We start from the raw sequence: 15411 nt of genomic DNA, 5'->3' as shown, positions 1-15411 counted from the left end.
CAGGAGCAGCAGGGCGGCGTGGCGCATGGGCAAGGGGAAACTCTACCTTGCACGGGGAAACGCGCGACGCGTAGATTGCCGCGCGCCCATGGCCCGGGAAAAGGACAACATCGCTCTGTCCGATGAGCACAACACCCGCGGCATCGAGCTGGCGGACCGGGGCTGGCTGGACGAGGCCGTCAAGGAGTTCAAGAAGGCCATCGACTTGGACCCCACGTCGGCGCACGCGCACGACAACCTGGCCACGGTCTACGCGGAGAAGAAGCAGTTCCGCGAGGCGCTGGGCGAGTACCTCACCGCGCTCAAGCTGGAGCCGGAGAGCGCCACCGCGCACTACAACCTGGCCTGCTTCCTCTCCACCCACGCCAGCGAGATGGCCGTGGAGGAGTACAAGGAAGCCATCGAGCTGGATCCGGAGTACCCGGACGCCCACTTGAACCTGGGGCTCACCTACGCGGACCAGGGGCGGGTGGAGGAGGCGATGCGGGAGCTGCAGGCCGCCATCGAGCTGGACCCGCAGGACGCCTTCCCCCGGCACGAGCTGGCGGCGCTGATGATGGATGAGGGGGACTACCGCTCCTCCATCACCCAGCTGAAGGAAGTGGTGCGGCTGGAGCCGGACAACTTCGAGGCGCAGCTGGATCTGGGCATCTGCTACGCCCAGAAGGGCTTCTACGCGGAAGCGGAGCGCGCCTACGAGCGCGCCCGGGCGCTCAACGCGGAAGACCTCCTGCTCAACTACAACCTGGCGGCGCTGTACGCGCTGTGGGGCCGTCCGAAGGACGCTGTCCAGTACCTGCAAAAGGCGCTGGCGGCGGACCGGCAGAAGGTCCTGGGGTGGCTGTCCGCGGACCCCATGTTCGACGTGCTCAAGGGCGATCCGGACTTCGAAGCCCTCTTCTGAGGGAATCACACATGGAATGGGTTTTCCTGGGGCTGGCGCTGCTGCTGGTCGTCGCGAACGGTTTCTTCGTGGCGACGGAGTTCGCCATCGTGAAGATCCGCGCCACGCGCCTGCAGTCCCTGGTGGACGAGGGCACGCCCGGCGCGTCCACGGCCCTCAAGATGGTGAGCGAGCTGGACGCGTACCTGTCCGCCACGCAGTTCGGCATCACGCTCGCGTCGCTGGGCCTGGGCTGGCTGGGTGAGCCCGCGTTCGAACACCTGCTGCACCCGGTGGTGGAGAAGGTGCTGCCGGAGGCGATGGCGGCGAAGTACGGCTCCACCGCGGCGGGCATCATCGGCTTCAGCATCATCACGTTCCTGCACATCGTGTTGGGGGAGCTGGCGCCCAAGAGCGTCGCCATCCAGCGCGCGGAGCAGACGACGCTCGCGGTGGCGCTGCCCATGCGCGCGTTCTACTTCCTCTTCTACCCGGCCATCCGGCTGCTCAACTGGCTGGCGGGGCTGGTGCTCAAGGCCTTCGGCCTGCACTCCGCCAGTGAGTCGCACGAGGCGACGAACGAGGACGAGCTGCGCGTCATCCTGCACAGCTCCGCGCAGGCCGGCGCCATCACCACGGCGCGGGCGGAGCTGCTGGAGCGCGCGCTGGAGATGGCGCAGAAGACGGCGCGGCAGGTGATGGTGCCCCGCAACCAGATGCGCTACCTGGACGTGGAGGAGGCGCTGGACAGGAACGTCATCGACGCGCGGGCGTCCGGGCACACGTGGCTGCCGGTGTGCCGGGGCAACCTCGACGAGGTCGAGGGCGTGGTGAACGTGAAGGACCTGTTCTTCCTCCTGTCGCGCGGCGAGCTGCGCAGCCTGTCCCAGGTGCAGCGCCCGGTGCTCTTCATCCCGGAGAACGCGACGCTGGAGCAGCTCCTGACGGAGTTCCGCCGCCGGCGCCGGCAGATCGCCATGGTGGTGGACGAGCACGGCGGCACGTCCGGGCTCGTGACCATCGCGGACGTGGTGGCGGAGGTGGTGGGCGACGTGGCGGAGCTGGGACGGCGCGTGGAGGAGGTCCGGGCGCTGCCGGGAGGCCGCTTCGAGCTGCCCGGCACCGCGCAGCTGGACGACCTGGAGGCCCAGCTGGACGTCACCTTCGACCTGAGCGACGACGAGAAGGGCGAGGTGACGACCATCGCCGGCTACCTGATGACGAAGCTGGGCCGGGTGCCGGAGAAGGGCGACAGCCTCAAGCTCGACATGTGGCGCATCCTCGTGGAGGAGGTGGACGGCCCCCGCGTGGTGCGTGTCACGGTGGAGCCGCAGTCGCGCCCCACGGCGGTGCCCAAGGACGGCAGCCGCCCCACGGAGCCGCCCGTGCCCTCCGGCGAGACGGGGTGAAGCGCTAGCTCTTGGTGGGCTTCACGGCCTTCTTCTTCGCGCCGCCCTGGATGGCCGCCGGCTTCACCTTGGCGTTCGGCCGGTCCACCTTGAGCAGCTCCAGGTTCGTTTCTCCGTCCGTGGTCAGCTTCACGATGCCCACGTCCGGCGCGAACCACATGAAGCTCTCCATGGAGCGCCCCTCCGAGCCGGGGCGGCTGGCGCGCGCCGTGGTGATGTTCTTGATCTTCAGCGCCTTGAAGGTGCCCGCCGCGACGGTGACCTCCTCCTCGCCCACCACCGTGGCCTCCTTGTCGAAGGTCGTGGCGATGATGGGGCGCAGGCCGCCCTTCCTGGCCGGCGGCTGGAGCTTCACCGACAGGCTGTTCTTCCAGGTGCCCCCGAGGACCATCACGGACGGCGCCGGCACGGCCGCGCCCTCCGCGTTCACGACTTGAACGTCCATGCCGGACGCGGACAGGAGCGTGCCCTCCAGGCCGCCCAGGCCCGTGCGCACGCCTTCGGAGTCGCAGGTCAGGTCCGTCTGGCCGCTGCGCCCCTTGAGGCTCACCGCCAGCGTGGCCTTCACCGTCCCGTCCGCGGCGGGGGCGACGTCCTTCGTCGCCAGCACCAGCTCCGACGAGCGGCCCGCCCGGTAGGTCAGCGACAGGCCTTCCTCCATGGGAAACCAGGGGTTCGGACAGGGGGCCGGCGCCGCCGCCACGACCATGTCAGACCGGGGTGCTACCTGGGACGTCGGGGCCGCACCGACGAGGAGCGACATGGCGAGCAAGGGCTGAAACGTAGGACGCCTCCAGAAAGATCAAGAGGAAGGTAGGGTGGGTCGGTTGCTTTGCAAGGGTGGTGCAAGGCCGCTCGCACACCAACCTGTAGCACTGCACATAGGGTCATGCGTGGCATGGTCACGCTTGATCCGGGGCGGGGTGCGTTGGTACTCCTGCCAAACGCTGCGGAGCCGATTTTCCGGCCCCGCGCGCGTTTTCACCCCGTCTCACCGTCGGCCTGTAGGGAGCCCGCTGGCATGCGAATCAAGCGCCTGGACATCACCGGCTTCAAGTCGTTCATGGAGCGGAGCGTCTTCTCCTTCGACGAGGGCGTCACCGGGGTCGTCGGCCCCAATGGGTGTGGCAAATCCAACGTCGTGGACGCCATCCGCTGGGTGATGGGCGAGCAGAGCGCGAAGAACCTGCGCGGCCGCGGCATGGAAGACGTCATCTTCAACGGCTCGGAGAACAAGCCGCCCCTGTCCATGGCGGAGGTGTCGCTCACCTTCCTCGTGGACGACACGGACACGCTGGCGCCGCAGTACCAGGGCTTCAGCGAGATCACCGTGACGCGCCGGCTGTTCCGCAACGGCGACTCCGAATACCTCATCAACAAGACGCTCTGCCGCCTGCTGGACATCACCGAGCTGTTCCTCGGCACGGGCGTGGGCACCAAGGCCTACTCCATCATCGAGCAGGGCCGCGTGGGCCTCATCGTCTCCAGCAAGCCGGAGGACCGCCGGCACCTGCTGGAAGAGGCTGCGGGCGTCACCAAGTACAAGGCCCGCCGCAAGGCCGCCGAGCGCAAGATGGAGGCCACCGAGGCCAACCTCCTGCGCGTCAACGACATCACGGGCGAGCTGGAGAAGCGGCTCGACACGCTGTCGCGCCAGGCGAAGAAGGCGGAGAAGTACCGCAAGCTCAAGGCGCGCATGCGGGAGATTGATTTGCACTCCACCAGCCACCGCTCGCTGGAGCTGATGGCGGAGAAGCGCGTGCTCCAGTCTCGCCTGGAGAACCTGGGCGGCGAGGAGCGCGAGGGCCTGGACAAGGTGAAGGAGCTGGAGGAGGTCATCACCCGGCGCCGCGCGGAGCTGGACGCGGAAGGGGCGGCCCTCCAGCAGTACGCCGGAGAGGTGCACGCGCTGGAGAGCGCCCTGCAGCGCGAGGCGCAGGAGCTGTCCTACGGCCGCCGCGACTTCGAGGAAACCGGCGCGCGCGTGGAGTCCGCGCAGGCGGAGCTGGACGCGCTGCTCGCGCGGCAGGCCGAAGTCGTGCGGACCATGACGGCCCGCGAGGCGGAGCTGTCGGGCATCGCCGGCTCGTACAAGGAAGACGAAGTGGCCATGGCGGTGGCCCTGGAGGAGCAGCGCCGCGTCTCCGTGCTCCAGACGGAAATCTCCCTGCGCCTGGAGCAGGAGCGGGCCGGGCTGGTCGCCGTGGCCACGCGCCTGGCGAACCACGAGAGCAACCTGGTCAACCTCGCGCGCCAGCGCACGGACCTGGAGGCGCGCCGCGCGAAGCTGGGCGGTGAGCTGGAGGCCCTGCGCGTCCAGGAGCAGGAGCTGGACACCGTGCGCACCCAGGCGGCCAGGCACGTGGAGGACACGCGCCACCTGGCCTCCGAATTGGCCGAGCGCCGGGGCCAGGAAGAAGAGGCCCTCACCCGCACGCGCGAGGCCTTCACGGAGAACGAGGTCCAGGTCATCGCGCTGCGCGAGGAGCTGAGCGACAAGCGCAGCCGCCTGTCCTCCCTGGAGGACATCCAGAAGAACTACGACGGCTTCGACCGGGGCGTGCGCGCCGTCATGGTGCGCGCCGCGGAGGCCGCTCGCGAGCAGGGCATCTTCGGCCTGGTGGCGGACGTCCTCACGGTGAATTCGGCGCGCTACGAGCGCGCGGTGGAGGCCGCCCTGGGCGAGCGGCTCCAGCACGTCATCGTGGACAGCCGCGAGAAGGGCGTGGAGCTGGTGGAGTACCTGAAGGGCCACGCGGAAGGGCGCGGCACCTTCCTGCCGGTGCCCTCCGGCGAGCAGGCCCGGGCGTACGTGGAGCCGGACCTCTCGCGCCCGGGCGTCCTGGCGCACGCGCTCAAGGAAGTGTCCTGCGAGCCCGCGCTGGAGCCGGTGCTCAAGCTGCTCCTGGGCGACGTGGTCATCGTCCAGGACATGGCCGCCGCGAGCGAGTACGCGGAAACCACCCCCGTGCCCGTCACGCTCGTCACGCTGGACGGCGAGGTGTTCCGCGCGGACGGCTCCATCACCGGCGGTGAGCGCGAGGGCGCGGCGGTGGGCGCGCTCCAGAAGAAGCGCGAAATCGCCGAGCTGGCGGCCGAAGTGGCCCGGGTGGAGGAGCGCTACAACGAGATTTTGACCCGCCACTACACGCTCCAGAAGCAGATGGGGCAGGCGGAGGCCGTCCTCAAGGGCCTGGGCAAGGAGCAGCACGCGGAGGAGGTCAACCTGGCCAGCCAGGAGAAGGACCTCCACAAGGCGAGCGAGGACCTGGCCCGGGTGCGCGAGCGGCTGCGCTCGCTGGAGGGCGAGGAGGGCCAGCTGTCGCAGAGCCACACCGCGCTCACCAACGAGGAGGAGTCCAGCCGCGGCGAGGTCGCCCACGGTCAGGCGGACCGCGAGGCGCGCGAGGAGCGCGTGCGCCAGTACGCCGGGGAGCTGGAGGGGCTGCGCCAGCGCGCGGACACCGCGTCCTCGAACCTGATGGGCCTGCGCGTGAAGGTGGCCGCCGGCAGCGAGCGCGGTGAGTCCGCGCGCAAGGAGCTGGAGAGCCTGGTGGCGCAGCGCCGGGACATGGAGTCGCGCGTCAGCCGCCTGCAGGCCACGGTGACGGACGGCCGCACCAAGGTGGAGCAGCTGCAGGGCCGGCTCGCGGAGCTGGAGTCCACCAAGGAGCAGCGGGCGGAGGAGCACCGCGTGGGCGCGGAGGCCCTGGAGGCCCGCCGCACCGCGCACACCACCGCCACCACGGAAGTGCGCGAGCAGGACACCTCCTTCCGCGAGCTGCGCGGCCGGCTGGACGAGCTCATGCAGGGCCTGTCGCAAATCACCCTGCGCGAGAAGGAGATTGGCCTGGAGCTGGAGCACCTGGCCGCCGGCATCCGCGAGCGCTACCAGCTGGAGCTGGCCACGGAGCTGCACAACTACCACCTGCTGGCGCCGCTCTCGCCGGAAGTGGAGAGCGAGCTCAAGGACCTGCGCGCGCAGGTGGAGAAGATGGGGGAGATCAACCTCACCGCCATCGACGAGCACGCGGAGCTGTCCAAGCGCTTCGAGTTCCTCTCCACCCAGCGTCAGGACCTCCTGGCGTCCATCAGCCAGCTGAAGGAAGCCATCGTCCGCATCGACGCGACGAGCCGCGAGCGCTTCAAGCAGACCTTCGACGTGGTGAACGACAAGTTCCAGGCCATCTTCCCGCGCCTGTTCGGCGGTGGCCGCGCCAGCCTCATCCTCACGCAGGAGGGCCCCAACGGTGAGCCGGGCGTGGAGATTGTCGCCCAGCCGCCGGGCAAGAAGCTCCAGAGCGTCAACCTGCTCTCCGGTGGCGAGAAGGCCCTCACCGCCGTGGCGCTCATCTTCGGCATCTTCCTCATCAAGCCCACCCCCTTCTGCCTCCTGGACGAGGTCGACGCCCCGCTGGATGAGGGCAACGTGGGCCGCTACAACGACATGGTGAAGGAGATGAGCAGCCAGTCGCAGTTCATCCTCATCACCCACAACAAGCGCACCATGGAGATCGCCGACACGCTCTACGGCGTCACCATGGAGGAGCCCGGCATCTCCAAGCTCGTCAGCGTGAAGATGCGCGAGGCCTCCGCGCACAACGACGACAAGGTCCCCGCCGCGTCTTAAGGGCGCGGGGCAGGGCAGGGCTGGTCGCTGAAAAGAAGACGGGCGCCCCGGGATGTTCCCCGGAGCGCCCGTTGTCATTTCAGCGGCTCAACGTCGAAGGACTACTTCTTCTTCGTCGGCGCGTAGCTCTTCTTCGGGCAGGCGCCCTGGTCCGCGGCCAGACGCTGCTGGGCGGCGGAGAGGTCCTTCTGGGTGTTGGCCAGGGCCTCCTGGCTGGCGGTCTCCACCGGGGCCCAGTCTTCCTTCTGGGCCTTGAGCTGCTGCACCAGCGTCAGGGTCGTCTGGTCCACCGTCTCCTGCGCCTTGAGCGCGTCCACCCACTTGCCGGCGGAGTCCACCAGCGCCTGGCACTTGGAGGACAGCTCGTCGAAGAGCTTGTAGTCCTTCGTCTTGGTGTACTTCTGAACGACGGCGTCATACGTGTCCGCCGCGTTGGTGCGCGCGCCGAAGGCGATGGCGGACGCGGCGGCCGTCTGGGTGCGCGCCAGCTCCAGCTGGAAGAAGCGCAGCTCCGGCGGCATGGTCGTGGAGGCCTCCACCGGGGCCTGCGAGTTGAAGAACACGAAGCGGAAGGGGAACTTCAGCTCGCCCGTCGTCGTCGCGGGCATGGCGGCGATCTTCGCCTGCATGCAGGACGCCAGTTGGTCGCCTTCCGTGCTGCCGGAGGGCTTGAAGACGACCTCCGTCGGGTTGGGCTGACCCTTCACGATGTGGATGTCGGCGGCCAGCACCGGCGGCGTGGACGCCTTGAAGCCGGCGAAGCAGTCACACCAGCTCTTCTGGGCCAGGCGCACCGTGCCGGAGAAGTCCGAGCCCTCGTTGATGCCCATGGTGACGGAGGGGTTGTTGGCGGTGGCGTGGTCGTACTCGTACGAGGCCTCCACCGGCTTCGCGTCCGCCGCCAGCGCCGCGGGCTTCACGTGCGTGTCCAGCACCTGCTGGATGCAGGCCGTGCCGGCCGGGGTGAGGTTCTCACCGGAGACGGCGTGCGTGGCGCCCTGCGCGTTGACGGTGGACTTCACCATCACCTTGGTGCTGGCCGCGGGGCCGCGGTTGGCGGGGTCCACCAGGCACTCCAGCACGTCCGGACGGACGCTCAGGAGCGCGCCCACGAGGACACCCTCGTTGGCGGGGGTGGGCAGGGTCTGCTCGTGCGGGAAGCAGGTCGCCAGGTCGAAGGGGGGCTGGTTGGTGATGCGCAGCCGCTCTTCCTTGGTCATCTGCTTCTGACCTTCGGTGGCTTCGGTCTTCTGCTGGCCGGCACAGGCGGCGGTGAGGATGACGGAGGCGACGGCGAGACGCTTCAGCATGGTGAGGCTTTCTCCCGGTTGGGGTGATTGGGACTGCGGTCGGGCGCTCACTTCTCCAGGCCCTCGGCGTTCTTGAGGTCCTTGAGGCGGAGCCCGTTCTTCTTCAACAGGCGGTAGAGGCTCTGCATGGACAGGCCGGTGCGCTGCTCCGCGGCCTTCATGTCGAAGGCCACCTCGCGCATGACTTCCGCGAAGTACAGCCGCTCGAAGTCCGCGAGCACCCGGTCCTTCGCTTCGTGGTACGGCATGCCGGTGACGATGGCGGCCACGTTGGTGGCGGGCTCCGTGCCTTCCGCGTGCTTGGGCGCGTGCGCCAGGAAGTCCAGCCAGCTGGTGTTGCCCGTCTCCTGCATCAGCGCGCCGCGCTCCAGCACGTTGCGCAGCTCGCGCACGTTGCCTGGCCAGTCGTAGCCCTCGAAGAGGGCCAGCGTCTGCGGCGTCAGCTCCAGCGCGGCCTTCATGCCGCGCGACAGGGCCTGCGACAGCGTGGGGATGTCGTCGCGGCGGGTGCGCAGGGGCGGCAGCTTCACGCGCGCCACCGCGAGCCGGAAGTAGAGGTCCGCGCGGAAGCGGCCCTGGCGCACATCCTCCTCCAGGTTGCGGTGCGTGGAGGCGATGACGCGCACGTCCACCGCCACCGGCTGCCCGTCCAGCGACGGCACCTCGCGCGTCTCCAGCACGCGCAAGAGCTTGCCCTGCACGGACATGGGCAGCTCGCCCACCTCGTCCAGGAAGAGGGTGCCGCCGCGCGCCGCCTCGAAGATGCCGCGCGCGCCCTTGTCCTCGTTCTCCCCGGCGCGCAGCCCGCCGAACAGCTCGCGCTCCGCCTTCTCCTCGGAGATGAGGTTGCAGTCCACGACCTTGAAGGCGCCGTGGCGGCGCAGCGAGTGCTGGTGCACCGCCCGCGCGGCCAGCTCCTTGCCCGTGCCCGTCTCACCCTCGACGAGCAGGTTCATGTCCTCGCGAGCGATCCGGCGCAGCTCCGTGAAGACCCAGCGCATCTTCTCCGAGCTGCCCACCAGCTGCCCGAAGGACTCCGCGCCGGCGACCTCCACCTCCGTCGCGCGGGCGGCCACCTTCACCACCAGCTTCGTCTTGCCCAGCTCCACCTTGTCGCCGCTGGCGACGAAGGCCTGGATGATGCGGCGCCCGTCCAGGAACGTGCCGTTGCGGCTGCCGGTGTCGCGCAGCAGCAGCCCCTGCGGCAGCCGCTCCACCTCCAGGTGACGGCGGCTCACCGTCGGGTCGCTCAGCACCAGGTCGCCCGCGGCGTCGGAGCCCGCGCGCACCAGCGAGTCCCGGGTGGTGACCTTCTTGCCCTTGTCCGGACCGCCCACCACCTCCACCGTCCACTCGTGAAGGGGGACGCGGGTGGCCTGGGCCTCGCGCTCCGCGTGGACGGTTTCGGTGACATCCGGTCTGTCAATCATGGTCACGGACCCCTGGTCGCAACGGGGCGTGGGGGGCAAAAACACCCCTCGTCGCCCTCAATCCCGCCTCTTTAGGGGGGACTGCACACAGGGGGCAAGTGGAACAAGTAGACGCGGAAACGTCCGTTGAAGATGAAGACAGAAGGGGCCCGGCCGCCCCAACCAGGGACGTCGGGCCTGCCCTCCGGATTTCCCCCCGCCTCAGTACTTCGAGGGTGCGTCGCTCGCGGGGAACGACTCCTTGGACTGCTCGTCCACTTCGTCGTCGCCGGGGCTTCCGCCGGAGCGCACGCTCGCGTTGGTGGGGCCCTTCACCTCGCGCGTCGGCACCTCCGCGTTCGTCCTGCGCTTCGTGCTCTTGGGCTCCGCGCCCGACGTGGCCGCACGGCCCGTGCCGGCCTGCGCGTTCACCATGCGCGTGCCCAGCAGGTTCTTGGCGCGCTCGGCCAGGTTGCGCTGCTCGTCCTGCCAGTCGCGGAAGAGCTGCGCCAGCTCCTGGTCCCCCGCGGCCTCCGCGTCGCGCAGGTACTGCGCGCTCACCGACGCGCCCTTGAGCAGGTGGTAGAGCGTGCTGATGAGGTCGTGGTGTTCATCCCGGGTCCCCGTGACTTCCTGTCCGCCCGCCATGGTGTTCCTCCCGTGAAAGGGGTGAGTGCCTTGGCGAAGAAGGTAGGCACGGGGAACGCGGGTGGCGTCCGGGCACGGGGCCCGGCCGCCTGGCTGCTCAAGCGTGGAGCATGGGGTCCAGCTTGCCCTCGCGGTCGAGCGCGGCCATGTCGGAGTAGCCGCCCACGTGCGTGTCGCCGATGAAGATCTGCGGCACGGTGCGCTGACCGCCGCTCATCTCCACCAGCTTCGTGCGGGCGTCGTCGTCTCCGGTGACGTCCACCTCTTCGTAGGCCACGCCCTTGCGCTTGAGCAGGTCCTTCGCGCGCACGCAAAAGCCACAGTAGGTCGTCGTGTAGATCTTCACGGGCTTCATGGAATTCCTCCTGGCTCTCTTGATGCCAAACCTAAGGGGCCGTTGCACGGGTGGCCACGGGCCTTCCCTTGTGCCTGGTCCCTTGAAAACACGACGGCCCCCGGAACCCTGGTGGGCGCCGGAGGCCATCAAGTCCATCCCCTGGACTGCTTGGGGACGGGTGGGGCGACTACATGCCCATGCCGCCCATGCCGCCCATGCCACCCATCCCGCCCATGCCACCACCGCCGCCGCCGCCCTTGTCGTCGTCCGCCTTCGGGCGCTCGGCGACCATGGCCTCCGTGGTGAGCATCAGCGAGGCGACCGACGCCGCGTTCTGCAGCGCGGTGCGGCTCACCTTGGCCGGGTCGATGACGCCCGCGGCCAGCAGGTCCTCGTAGACGCCCGTGGCGGCGTTGAAGCCGAAGGGACCCGTGCCCTCCTTGACCTTGTTCACCACCACGCTGCCCTCCAGGCCGCCGTTGCCGACGATCTGACGCAGCGGCTCCTCGACGGAGCGACGGATGATGTCCACGCCGGACTTCTCACCGTCGGCGACCTTCAGGGTGTCCAGGGCCTTGAGGCAGCGGATGTACGCCACGCCGCCGCCAGGAACGACGCCCTCTTCCACGGCCGCGCGGGTCGCGTTGAGCGCGTCTTCCACGCGGGCCTTCTTCTCCTTCATCTCCGTCTCGGTCGCGGCGCCCACGTTGATGACGGCCACGCCGCCCACGAGCTTCGCGAGGCGCTCCTGGAGCTTCTCACGGTCGTAGTCGCTGGAGGTCTCCTCGACCTGGGCGCGGATCTGCTTCACGCGCGCCTCGATCTCCGACTGGCTGCCCGCGCCGTCGACGACCGTGGTGTTGTCCTTGTCGATGGTGACGCGCTTCGCGCGGCCCAGGTCCTGGAGCGTCAGCGTGTCCAGCTTGATGCCCAGGTCCTCGGCGATCATCCGGCCGCCGGTGAGGACCGCGATGTCCTCCAGCATGGCCTTGCGGCGGTCGCCGAAGCCCGGCGCCTTCACCGCCGCCACGTTCAGCACGCCGCGGATCTTGTTCACCACCAGGGTGGCCAGGGCCTCGCCCTCGACCTCCTCGGCGATGATCAGCAGGGGCTTACCGGCGCGCGCCACCTGCTCCAGGATGGGGAGCAGGTCCTTCATCGACGAGATCTTCTTCTCGTGGATGAGGATGAGGGGGTCGTTCAGCACGACCTCCATGCGCTCCGGATCCGTCACGAAGTACGGGGACAGGTAGCCGCGGTCGAACTGCATGCCCTCGACGACGTCCAGGGTGGTGTCCAGGCCCTTGGCCTCTTCCACCGTGATGACGCCCTCCTTGCCGACCTTCTCCATCGCGTCCGCGATGATCTGGCCGATGGTGGTGTCACCGTTCGCGGAGATGGTGCCAACCTGGGCGATCTCCTTGTTGCCCTTGGTCGGCTTCGCCAGCGTCTTCAGCTCGGCGATGATGGCGGCGACGGCCTTGTCGATGCCGCGCTTGATGTCCATCGGGTTGTGGCCCGCGGCGACCAGCTTCGCGCCCTCGCGGAAGATGGCCTGCGCCAGCACGGTGGCCGTGGTGGTGCCGTCACCCGCGACGTCAGACGTCTTGGAGGCGACCTCCTTGACCATCTGGGCGCCCATGTTCTCGAACTTGTTCTCCAGTTCGATTTCCTTCGCCACCGTCACGCCGTCCTTCGTGATGGTGGGGGAGCCGAAGCTCTTCTCGATGACGACGTTGCGGCCCTTGGGCCCCAGGGTCACCTTGACCGCGTCGGCCAGGATGTTCACGCCGCGCAGGATCGCGTCACGCGCGCGCACTTCGAAAATGATGTCTTTCGCCATGGTCTGAAACCTCTAGAAGTTGTGAGTGGGAAGACGAACGGCGGGCTTCACTTCTCGATGATGCCCAGCACGTCCTCTTCGCGGAGGATCAGGTGATCCTCGCCGTCCAGCTTGATCTCCGTGCCCGCGTACTTGCTGAAGAGGATGGTGTCGCCGGCCTTGATGTCCATGGCGCGCACCTTGCCGTCCTCCAGCACCTTGCCGTTACCGACGGCGATCACCTTGCCCTCGAGCGGCTTCTCCTTCGCCGTGTCGGGGATGAAGAGGCCGCCCTTGGTCTTGTTCTCCTCGGCGACGCGCTTGATGATGAGCCGATCCTGCAGGGGACGAATCTTCATGGCTTGCTCCTGTGAATCGCGGCTGCCGGAGGCGGACGGAAGGTCCGGACCGGGATGCCGCAGGGGTGATTGAAAGGTCCTGTGGGCCCCGGCGTTGGCACTCGCACCTACTGAGTGCTAACGCCCAGGCGCGGCGGATAATAACCAGGGACTTCACCTCGTCAAGCGACGTCGGGACATCTGTCCGGATGCCGCTAAACTCCCGTCCTGATTGGGCTTTTCCGAAAAACATTCCCACCTGTCACACCTGCCCGCCAGGCCGTGTGGGGTGTCCGGACGTTGGCACTCGCCCCGGGCGAGTGCCAGCGTAAGTGCTTGATAAGACTTGGGTCTGTTTTGCTAACGCCTTGCGACATGGCTACGCTTGTCGGAAGCGTGTCCTGGAAGGTCCGGGCGCCGGCCCGGAGGCCTTTCAGGCTTCATCCGGGAGGTGTGCTCGATGAGCGGACTGGTGACGTCCTCTTCCTCGCTGAAGGAGTTCTTCCGGGAGCTCCTCTTGGAGGTCGCGGCCCGGCAGCGGGTGGCGCTGGGCGAGTCCACCGAGTTCTACCTGGTGAACCTGCTGGCGGAGTTCGCGGCCACGGACAAGCTGTTCGTCCGTGACGCGGAGGGCCGGCGGGACCACGAGCCGCTGGCGGAGCTGTACCACCGCTCGCTGCAGCAGGAGCGCGAGGAGCGCATCCGCACGCTGCGGCGGCTGGGCGACGTGTCGCTCTACAAGGTCGGCTTCTTCTCCGGCGCGCTGCAGCAGGGGATGGTGGGTCCGGACTACTACATCCAGATGGGCGGCGCGGCCTACGGGCAGGTGGCGGAGCTGGTGCCCGCGGGCGGCTTCACCGGCGTGTACCGCGAGCTGTGCGACAAGTTCCGCTCGCTCGCGGAAGTGCTGGAGGAGATCAGCGCGCGCGGCCTGGTGAGCGCGGGGCCCGCGGGAGCGCTGCGCGTCTACGAGTCCTGGGTGCGCACGGGCAACGACAAGCTGGAACGCGTGCTGGTGGACGCGGGCTGGATCCCGCGCAAGGGGCCACTTGCCAACTGACGCCGGGGACTTCCCGCTCGTGGGGCGCCTCCAGGCCCACCTGGAGGCCATCTACGGCTTCAAATGCGAGGCCCGCGCGGAGGCCTTCGTGGTCGTGGACGCGGAGGTCGCCGCGCTCCTGGGCGGCACCGGGCGCGCGCCGGAGGAGCTGCTGGTGCTGGAGGCCCGAGGCGAACTGGAGGTGGCGCTCTACCTGGACCCCGGCCTGCGCGAGCGCATGGAGCGCTACGCGAGCAGCCCCCTGGGCTCCGTGCTGGAGGGCGACCTGGACGGGTACTGCCAGGTGACCGAAGGGGTCAGCCACTTCCTCTACGTCGCGCACACGGCGCACTATGAGCGCACGGTGTCGCTGCTGGAGCTGGAGGCCCAGGCGGAGGTGGACAAGTTCGTCGTGTGCCTCATGCACCGCTGGGGCGAGGGCGTGGCCGGGTGGGCGCGGGAGCTGTTGGGGCGCCTCTTCGACCAGGTCGCGTACCAGCCCCTGCTGTCCGTGGAGGAGCGCTGGCGCTACGAGGAGGCGAACCGGCTGTCCCGGCGCTTCTGCGCGCGGCTCATGGGGCACGTCCTGAGCCGGCGGTTGGACCGGCTCCTCGGCGACCTGCGTTATGCCTACCGGTTGGGGGCGGAGGCCAAGCTGCGCCACTTCGCGCACGGCGGTTGAGGGTCCCGGCCGCCGCCTGCATCGGGTAGGGTGGAGGCATGCCGCGCGAGGCGTCCTCAGGAGGCATTGTCATCCGCTTCCAGGACGGGGCCTGGGAGGTCGCCGTCATCCGTCCGCACGGGCGTCACCTGTGGGCGCTGCCCAAGGGCCACGTGGACCCCGGCGAGACGCCGGAGCAGACCGCGCGGCGCGAGGTGAAGGAGGAGACGGGCCTCACCGCAGTGGCGCTGCTCGCGCCCCTGGGGGAGATCCGCTACGTCTACCAGTTCCGGGGGCAGCGCATCTTCAAGCGCGTCCACTTCTTCCTCTTCCGCTACGAGGCGGGAGAGCTGGGGCCGCTGCCGGGGCCGCGCGTGGAGGTGGACGAGGTGCGCTGGATGCCGCTCGAGGGGCTGATTCCGGCGCTGGGCTACAAGGGTGAGAAGGCCGTCGCCGGCCGGGCGCTGCGGTGGATGCGCGCCCAGGGCCTGGCGCCCGGGGCTCCTCCCCCCATGGAGGGGAAGGAGCCGGGGTAGGTCGGAAGGCTACTTCTTGCCTTCTTCGCCCACGTACTTGCCGGACAGCGCCTCGCGCACGTCGCGGTCGAACTTCACGCGCTGGGTGGCGACCTCGCGCAGGGCGAGCACGGGCGGCTTGTTCTTCGAGGTCTCGATGATGGGCCGGGCGCCGGCCATCAGCTGGCGCGCGCGCTTGGCGCCCAGGAGCACCAGCGCGAACCGGTTGTCCACGTAGGGAAGGCAGTCTTCAACGGTAACGCGGGCCATGGAACATCCTTCTTGGCTCTGACTGAGCCGGTGGAAGCCTCTCAACCTAAAGAGCGGGTTCGGATCAGTCAAGGAAGGATGGCGGGCCAGAAGCTCCACCGGGGGCCTGGCCAGGCACCGCCTCCCTGCCCGCCCTCCAC

Annotated in this window: 14 protein-coding genes; 6 read left to right on the top strand and 8 right to left on the bottom strand. The window is 69.0% G+C overall.

The window, feature by feature from the left end; all coding sequences use genetic code 11:
* Window positions 1-88 precede the first annotated feature (88 nt).
* Together D7Y15_RS37490 and D7Y15_RS37485 are read left to right on the top strand one after the other, a co-directional pair.
* Window positions 89-904, top strand: coding sequence for a lipopolysaccharide assembly protein LapB (locus tag D7Y15_RS37490; protein ID WP_120576028.1), 816 nt, complete (start codon window positions 89-91; stop codon window positions 902-904).
* 11 nt (window positions 905-915) lie between these two features.
* Entirely contained in the window at window positions 916-2292 is a 1377-nt protein-coding gene (locus tag D7Y15_RS37485; RefSeq protein ID WP_121755561.1) for a hemolysin family protein, read from the top strand.
* Between the two features lie 4 nt (window positions 2293-2296).
* Here the strand turns inward: D7Y15_RS37485 and D7Y15_RS37480 are convergent, their stop codons facing one another.
* The gene (locus D7Y15_RS37480; RefSeq protein ID WP_233596786.1) at window positions 2297-2953 is read right to left on the bottom strand and encodes a hypothetical protein; all 657 of its coding nucleotides are present in this window, start codon (window positions 2951-2953) and stop codon (window positions 2297-2299) included.
* Window positions 2954-3313: 360 nt separating this feature from the next.
* Here D7Y15_RS37480 and smc point away from each other — a divergent pair, with 360 nt between their 5' ends.
* Window positions 3314-6922 (top strand): chromosome segregation protein SMC, encoded by a 3609-nt coding sequence (smc, locus tag D7Y15_RS37475; RefSeq protein WP_121755560.1) that lies wholly within the window; start codon window positions 3314-3316, stop codon window positions 6920-6922.
* A gap of 101 nt (window positions 6923-7023) precedes the next feature.
* Here the strand turns inward: smc and D7Y15_RS37470 are convergent, their stop codons facing one another.
* The 6 genes from D7Y15_RS37470 to groES all read right to left on the bottom strand — a co-directional run bounded on the left by D7Y15_RS37470 (window position 7024) and on the right by groES (window position 12807).
* Window positions 7024-8232, bottom strand: coding sequence for a hypothetical protein (locus D7Y15_RS37470; RefSeq protein ID WP_121755559.1), 1209 nt, complete (start codon window positions 8230-8232; stop codon window positions 7024-7026).
* Window positions 8233-8279: 47 nt separating this feature from the next.
* Window positions 8280-9662 carry a sigma 54-interacting transcriptional regulator gene (locus D7Y15_RS37465; protein WP_121755558.1) on the bottom strand — a complete coding sequence of 461 codons (1383 nt, stop codon included), beginning with the start codon at window positions 9660-9662 and terminating at the stop codon, window positions 8280-8282.
* Window positions 9663-9863: 201 nt separating this feature from the next.
* A complete protein-coding gene (locus D7Y15_RS37460; RefSeq protein ID WP_120576022.1) occupies window positions 9864-10289 on the bottom strand; it encodes a hypothetical protein in 426 nt (141 codons plus the stop codon).
* 97 nt (window positions 10290-10386) lie between these two features.
* A complete protein-coding gene (gene grxC / locus D7Y15_RS37455; protein ID WP_120564118.1) occupies window positions 10387-10644 on the bottom strand; it encodes a glutaredoxin 3 in 258 nt (85 codons plus the stop codon).
* A 169-nt stretch (window positions 10645-10813) separates the two neighbouring features.
* On the bottom strand, window positions 10814-12469 hold the full coding sequence (gene groL / locus D7Y15_RS37450; protein ID WP_120576021.1) for a chaperonin GroEL: 1656 nt from the start codon (window positions 12467-12469) through the stop codon (window positions 10814-10816).
* Window positions 12470-12516: 47 nt separating this feature from the next.
* Window positions 12517-12807, bottom strand: a complete 291-nt coding sequence (gene groES, locus D7Y15_RS37445) for a co-chaperone GroES (protein ID WP_014395362.1) — start codon at window positions 12805-12807, stop codon at window positions 12517-12519.
* A gap of 439 nt (window positions 12808-13246) precedes the next feature.
* Between groES and D7Y15_RS37440 the strand changes: the two genes are divergently transcribed.
* Genes D7Y15_RS37440 through D7Y15_RS37430 form a run of 3 tightly spaced genes read left to right on the top strand, consistent with a single transcriptional unit; the run spans window position 13247 to window position 15022 of the window.
* On the top strand, window positions 13247-13846 hold the full coding sequence (locus D7Y15_RS37440; protein WP_120600168.1) for a hypothetical protein: 600 nt from the start codon (window positions 13247-13249) through the stop codon (window positions 13844-13846).
* A complete protein-coding gene (locus D7Y15_RS37435) occupies window positions 13836-14507 on the top strand; it encodes a hypothetical protein (RefSeq protein ID WP_120576019.1) in 672 nt (223 codons plus the stop codon). Before D7Y15_RS37440 ends, D7Y15_RS37435 begins: the two co-directional genes overlap by 11 nt.
* Window positions 14508-14545: 38 nt before the next feature.
* Window positions 14546-15022 carry an NUDIX hydrolase gene (locus tag D7Y15_RS37430; RefSeq protein ID WP_120576018.1) on the top strand — a complete coding sequence of 159 codons (477 nt, stop codon included), beginning with the start codon at window positions 14546-14548 and terminating at the stop codon, window positions 15020-15022.
* A 9-nt stretch (window positions 15023-15031) separates the two neighbouring features.
* Here the strand turns inward: D7Y15_RS37430 and rpoZ are convergent, their stop codons facing one another.
* Complete coding sequence (rpoZ, locus tag D7Y15_RS37425; protein WP_120576017.1) at window positions 15032-15271, bottom strand: DNA-directed RNA polymerase subunit omega; 240 nt, start codon at window positions 15269-15271, stop codon at window positions 15032-15034.
* Window positions 15272-15411: the final 140 nt, after the last annotated feature.

Origin of the sequence: Corallococcus sp. AB030, assembly GCF_003668965.1 — a bacterium.
GTDB lineage: Bacteria > Myxococcota > Myxococcia > Myxococcales > Myxococcaceae > Corallococcus > Corallococcus exiguus.
The sequence above is the reverse complement of the archived record's forward strand: the minus strand, read 5'-3'. Positions and strand labels throughout refer to the sequence as shown.

Bases quoted from the DNA above. Each gene is read 5' to 3' on its own strand.
- D7Y15_RS37490 (WP_120576028.1), top strand. From the start codon at position 89: ATGGCCCGGGAAAAGGACAACATCGCTCTGTCCGATGAGCACAACACC.
- grxC (WP_120564118.1), bottom strand. From the start codon at position 10,644: ATGAAGCCCGTGAAGATCTACACGACGACCTACTGTGGCTTTTGCGTG.
- D7Y15_RS37470 (WP_121755559.1), bottom strand. From the start codon at position 8,232: ATGCTGAAGCGTCTCGCCGTCGCCTCCGTCATCCTCACCGCCGCCTGT.
- rpoZ (WP_120576017.1), bottom strand. From the start codon at position 15,271: ATGGCCCGCGTTACCGTTGAAGACTGCCTTCCCTACGTGGACAACCGG.
- D7Y15_RS37485 (WP_121755561.1), top strand. From the start codon at position 916: ATGGAATGGGTTTTCCTGGGGCTGGCGCTGCTGCTGGTCGTCGCGAAC.
- groES (WP_014395362.1), bottom strand. From the start codon at position 12,807: ATGAAGATTCGTCCCCTGCAGGATCGGCTCATCATCAAGCGCGTCGCC.
- D7Y15_RS37440 (WP_120600168.1), top strand. From the start codon at position 13,247: ATGAGCGGACTGGTGACGTCCTCTTCCTCGCTGAAGGAGTTCTTCCGG.
- smc (WP_121755560.1), top strand. From the start codon at position 3,314: ATGCGAATCAAGCGCCTGGACATCACCGGCTTCAAGTCGTTCATGGAG.
- groL (WP_120576021.1), bottom strand. From the start codon at position 12,469: ATGGCGAAAGACATCATTTTCGAAGTGCGCGCGCGTGACGCGATCCTG.
- D7Y15_RS37460 (WP_120576022.1), bottom strand. From the start codon at position 10,289: ATGGCGGGCGGACAGGAAGTCACGGGGACCCGGGATGAACACCACGAC.
- D7Y15_RS37465 (WP_121755558.1), bottom strand. From the start codon at position 9,662: ATGATTGACAGACCGGATGTCACCGAAACCGTCCACGCGGAGCGCGAG.
- D7Y15_RS37480 (WP_233596786.1), bottom strand. From the start codon at position 2,953: ATGGAGGAAGGCCTGTCGCTGACCTACCGGGCGGGCCGCTCGTCGGAG.
- D7Y15_RS37430 (WP_120576018.1), top strand. From the start codon at position 14,546: ATGCCGCGCGAGGCGTCCTCAGGAGGCATTGTCATCCGCTTCCAGGAC.